The 4,722-nt window shown below is 48.8% G+C and carries 4 protein-coding genes and 1 pseudogene; all 5 read right to left on the bottom strand.

All coding sequences use genetic code 11. The features are described from left to right. Positions 1–348: 348 nt before the first annotated feature. A complete protein-coding gene (locus J7M22_09430; GenBank protein MCD6506830.1) occupies positions 349–549 on the bottom strand; it encodes a DUF2283 domain-containing protein in 201 nt (66 codons plus the stop codon). 667 nt (positions 550–1,216) lie between these two features. Beyond that, a complete protein-coding gene (locus J7M22_09425) occupies positions 1,217–2,098 on the bottom strand; it encodes a hypothetical protein (protein MCD6506829.1) in 882 nt (293 codons plus the stop codon). A gap of 723 nt (positions 2,099–2,821) precedes the next feature. After that, positions 2,822–3,047 (bottom strand): annotated as a pseudogene (locus J7M22_09420) (type II toxin-antitoxin system HicA family toxin). Next, positions 3,040–3,258 (bottom strand): type II toxin-antitoxin system HicB family antitoxin, encoded by a 219-nt coding sequence (locus J7M22_09415; protein ID MCD6506828.1) that lies wholly within the window; start codon positions 3,256–3,258, stop codon positions 3,040–3,042. The pseudogene J7M22_09420 and the gene J7M22_09415 overlap by 8 nt, the downstream one beginning before the upstream one ends. 200 nt (positions 3,259–3,458) lie before the next feature. Continuing rightward, complete coding sequence (locus J7M22_09410; GenBank protein ID MCD6506827.1) at positions 3,459–4,328, bottom strand: hypothetical protein; 870 nt, start codon at positions 4,326–4,328, stop codon at positions 3,459–3,461. Positions 4,329–4,722: the final 394 nt, after the last annotated feature.

Below are 4,722 nucleotides of genomic sequence, written 5' to 3'. Positions count from 1 at the left end.
TCATTTGTCGTCATTGATAGTCATTTGTAGTCATTAATGACGGCGAAGCCGATTGGAAAACGTTAAAACGTTGAACGTTGGAACGTTAAACGTTCTAATGACGGCGAAGCCGAATGACTTAATGACTACAGATGACGGTTGATCTGTGGACGGCGGACAATCGGCCACAGATACTACACTCAGGGGAAATAAGAGCGATGGTCATTTGCGGTCATTTTGGGGCGTTTGAACGTTAGAACGTTGAACGTGATGATGTGCAACGGAGACCTATTTCCACTGCCCGAGGATCTCCTGCGGCGTGATCGTTGCAGCACTTAGCTTGCCGAAGCAGCGTTGGCAGTGTCTGTCTCAGATAGCCAAGGCCTCCACAGCCTGTTCCCTTTTGACCCTCTTGGAGAAGGAGATTATCTCCAGGGCTACTATATTGCCGCTGTTATCATAATCTATAACCAATCCCGACTCTTCGACATACTCGCTGTCACTAGCAGGGTCATCGGAGAATTTTATCTCCAAGACGTCTCCCTCTTTATCGTAGCTAATCTTAATCATGTTGTTTTCTCCTTTTAAGCCGTCTATCGTAAAAGGCGCTTATGACAACAAACTCATTTTCACCTTCCCATCTTCCTATTACCCTGAGAAATCTCCCTCCGACTTCCCCCATGAGATGAGTTAGAGAGCTATCAAACTTGTCGTTTTCTCTCCATGTTGGAGATAGTATAACGCTTTTGATAATATCTAAAGGGATATCTCTCTCAGCGATCTTAATGCGAGCATGCTTTGTCAATCTGACAGTTACACTGCTTGAAACCATGTCTTTCCCATTCCCTATTCAGACATCCTACTCGTCAACCCGGTTAACTTTCCTGCCTTCCCGAAGGTTCGCATATCTATTTCGGCTGTCCACAGGTGCTACAAGAAGGAACAAGACGAAATCTAAAACTTCACCCGTTTGATCCTCCGGCAGCACAAACCATCATCGGGCAGCCCTCGGAGGTAGGAAACAGGAGAAAGGAAGCAGGGGGCGAAAAACGTTACAACGTTAAACGTTGAACGTGATGACGTGCAACGGAAACCGACCACCACACCGGCGGCGTTGGCGATATATGCCGCCTCACCCGGCTCCCCCGCAAGGGTGAAAACGCTCACAACCGTATCGCGGTGGAGCTTTCCCCTCATTTCTCCTGAGGACGATGAAGCGGTAATATGAGCGTACCGTTTAACCGTTAGACGTGCAATGGGATAACGGCGTTGATGGGCCGTCGTCATTTGCGAGCCTCACTTCGAACTCATATCCCCTGTCTCGGAGCCATCTCTCGATCGCCCTGCGGACCGTCTCCTCGGAGAAGGGCTCATCGACGGTGACCTCCCATTCCGGCAGTTCATCCTCCTTCCTGCCGCTCATCTCCAGCATCCTCCTGCTTATGACCCTCCAGGTGCGGCTCAGATCGCAGCGCTTGTTGATCTCTTCCTGGCAGATATCCACCGACCACACATCGTCGCCGGGGTTCGTCTCCCCCACATAGCTGATATGGAGCGGATCATGGCCCTCCTCCCAAAGTTCGTCCAGCGCCTTTAACATCTTCCTGTAGGTCAGGAACCTCTCGATCGCCTCGATGGGATCTGAGGTGCCTTTGAGGTGTTTTAGATCGTGGATGAACAGGAGCGATCTGATCTTGTCCTCCTTCTCGAAGATCCTTTCGCCATACCACTCGTGGAGGTTCTCCAGGAACCTTCTATAGGAGTTTTTCTCATTTCTCTCTCTGATATATCTCGCGTAGAGGTCGTGATACCAGAGTATGAGTTTCTCCAGGTTCAGCTCGTCCAGCAGTTTCCTCGCCTCCTGCAGCGTCTCTGCCGTTCCCATCAGTATCCCTCTGTTTACGACGATATAGACTTTCACGCCCGTGTTTTTGCGGCACCGGTCGCAGAACAGCTCATCTTTTATGATCCTTATCTCCTCTGCGTGCGAGATACAATCTTTGACATAGTAATCCTCAAGCATGTTATCGAAGGCTTTGATCTGGATGGAGTCGATCTCCCCGCCGCACATCGGGCAGGTGTATTTCCTATCGAGATGGATCGTGTCGAACATTCCCATATCGTTTCACCTCTTTTAACCATCTCTCTTTTTCTCTTTCCCCTCTCCAGCGCTCGGGAATTGTAGCATAATTTGGGGGGATTTTCTACTTCTGAACTCCTATCAGTTTTCTCCGGATAAAAGTACTCACAGACCTCCAACGTTTATGAGGAGCGTTATCATGCCGGTAGATTTTCCCGTCAATAGCCTGCCGATCCCAATGATAACTATAGCGTCCATGAAGTTTTAAGGAGAACCAGACATCTATAAAGCTGCCATCGATTAGGATAATGCGAAGTTCATTGACATCGGGAACAAGCGTATCCGCCACGATATCGGCAAATTCTATCTGAGCGATCTCGCTTAACCGCTTGATATCTATTAAGCTCCCATGGTCATCGATACCTCCCTCTTCCCCTTTTAATCTTCAGCATATATGATACCCTATCCCGATGTAAGGGGCAATAGGGCTTAAAGGTCGGCCGTCGGCGGTCGGCAGTCCACCGTCCGCCGCTATTCTAGGTCAAGAGTCAAGGGACAAGGGACGAGAGTCAAGAGATGAAAAGAAAAAAGACTCTTGACTCTAGACTCTCGACCCTCGACTAATCCGACGCTGCGGACCGCGGACTGTGGATAGCGGACAATCGGCCACAGATACTACACTCAAGGGAAATAAGAGCGAATCCCTTAATCCTCTAATCCTCAACTCGACTTATCATCCGCCCATCATTTTCAAAGCGCTTTTCATACCAGGTTCATGAACTCTTCCACGGTTACACCAGCATCCCTAATGATCTTGCGTAGGGTTCCCTTTGCAACATCTTTACCTTATATGAACAGGAACTGCAACCCATCGTCCATCGGGATGTCTCAAAACGACATGGCTTCCACTCCGTCGTATTCTTTTGAACCCCAGTCGCTCCAACGCTCTTAAAACCTCCTCAGGTCTTAGGGGTCTCAGCTCAGGCACTTACCTTCACCTCTTCCAGAGCTATCTCCACGGGGATAGGTTCGCCAAGGGATTTACGAGCCTCTATATGTAGCCTTATCGCATCCTTAATATTTTCCAAGGCTTCATCTATAGTTTCCCCCTGAGAATAACATCCCTGAAGGGAGGGGCAGCTTACGATGTATACCCCATCCTCATCCTGTTCAATTATCACTTTAAATTTGTATATCATCACACACCACCTCTTTTATTCCCCCAAAGCCATTCTGAGCGCTTTCCTGAACTCATCGTCTGGAGTCGAGAGTCATTTTCATCTCTCGCCTCTTGACTCTCGTCTCTCGACTTATTAATGTCCGCAGTCCGCCGCTGATGATTCCTTCTCCTCTGTCTTTACCTCTACCTCTGCCTTTACCTTCTTCCCTCAGAGGGTTCTCATCCGCCAGTGGCAATTTTAAGCGCTTCTCTGAACTCATCGGGGTCCTTGCAGGTTATGGCGATCTCGTGCAGCGTCACAAGGGTGGCTCTTGAGTTGATGGATCTCACCTTCTCCTCAATGTCTGGTGGGACGACCTTGAACCTCACTCCGAACGCCCTCAGAACCATCTCCCTGGCATCCTCAAGCATGCCCTGTTGTAACCCTTGCTGCAATCCCTCTCTGATGCCTTCCTCCTTAATTATCTCATATGCAGGCGACTCTATCATAATGTCTCGCCTCCTTCTCAGAAGCTCCCTAACTATCTGCTCACCTTTGAACCCAGAAAATATAGCCAAAGCCGTCAACAAGTCGGCCTTATCTCCTCTGCTCAAATCGCTCCTGTATATCCCCTCCTCAGCCTTGTATATCTCCTCTATCCCGCCCTCCATCACAGGCACAAACGGGTAAAGCCATATCTCCCCTCTCTCCAGAACCTCCTCAGCTTTCATCTGCCACATCTTGATAAGGTGATATCGAAACCTGATCGACTCGTCCTCATATACCCCTTCTATCCCCTCTCGCCTCCGGAAGAGGATCAGAACGCTCACTACGGGAAGGTGATATCTCAACAGGAACCGCACATGATATTCCAGCAGTCTTATCGGCACGTCTCTTTCCCATCTTGTCTGGAACTCAAGGAGGACGATCTTCTCCTTGCCGTCTTTAGTTTTGACCCATAACGGGAAGTCGCTTCTTCTGAGGCTTACACTCTCCTGGGGAATCTCCTCTAGGAGTTCCACCTCCTCCGGATCGATGTGGAGGAACCACTTCAGTATCGCTTCTTTGCCGTGTTGGACCACTACTTTTGCCGCAACGTCGTATTGCATTCTTATCCCTCTCAGGGAACAAGAGCCAGGTGCTGCGAAGTCGGTAATAATTATAGACTTTCCCATAAAGAAATGCAATCTCTATGGAAGTCGAGAGTCCAATTTTTTCAAGTATCTCTCCTCGATTATATCCATCAGTTCCCTCTTCTGATCCTCGGGGGAGAGGGGGAGCGATTCCTACCATTTCAAGCAGTTCCATATCCGGTTCTTCATTGAACTTCGATTTATATTCTTCATAAGCTTTTCTTATCCTCTTAACCACTTCTTTTAACCCCCTAATCCTTTAATCCCCTAATCCCTTAATCCTCTAATCCTCAATATGATACCTTATCCCGGCAGGCGGGGCAAATTGGGACAAGGAGGCAGGATTTTTCACTTTCACACTTTCTCAGAT

Source organism: Candidatus Poribacteria bacterium, from assembly GCA_021162805.1.
In the GTDB taxonomy this organism is placed as follows: domain Bacteria; phylum Poribacteria; class WGA-4E; order B28-G17; family B28-G17; genus JAGGXZ01.
Note: the sequence above shows the minus strand (reverse complement) of the source record. Positions and strands in the feature narration are given on the sequence as shown.

Coding starts and splice junctions, on each gene's coding strand:
- J7M22_09430 (MCD6506830.1), bottom strand. CDS start 549: ATGATTAAGATTAGCTACGATAAAGAGGGAGACGTCTTGGAGATAAAA.
- J7M22_09425 (MCD6506829.1), bottom strand. CDS start 2,098: ATGGGAATGTTCGACACGATCCATCTCGATAGGAAATACACCTGCCCG.
- J7M22_09415 (MCD6506828.1), bottom strand. CDS start 3,258: ATGATATACAAATTTAAAGTGATAATTGAACAGGATGAGGATGGGGTA.
- J7M22_09410 (MCD6506827.1), bottom strand. CDS start 4,328: ATGCAATACGACGTTGCGGCAAAAGTAGTGGTCCAACACGGCAAAGAA.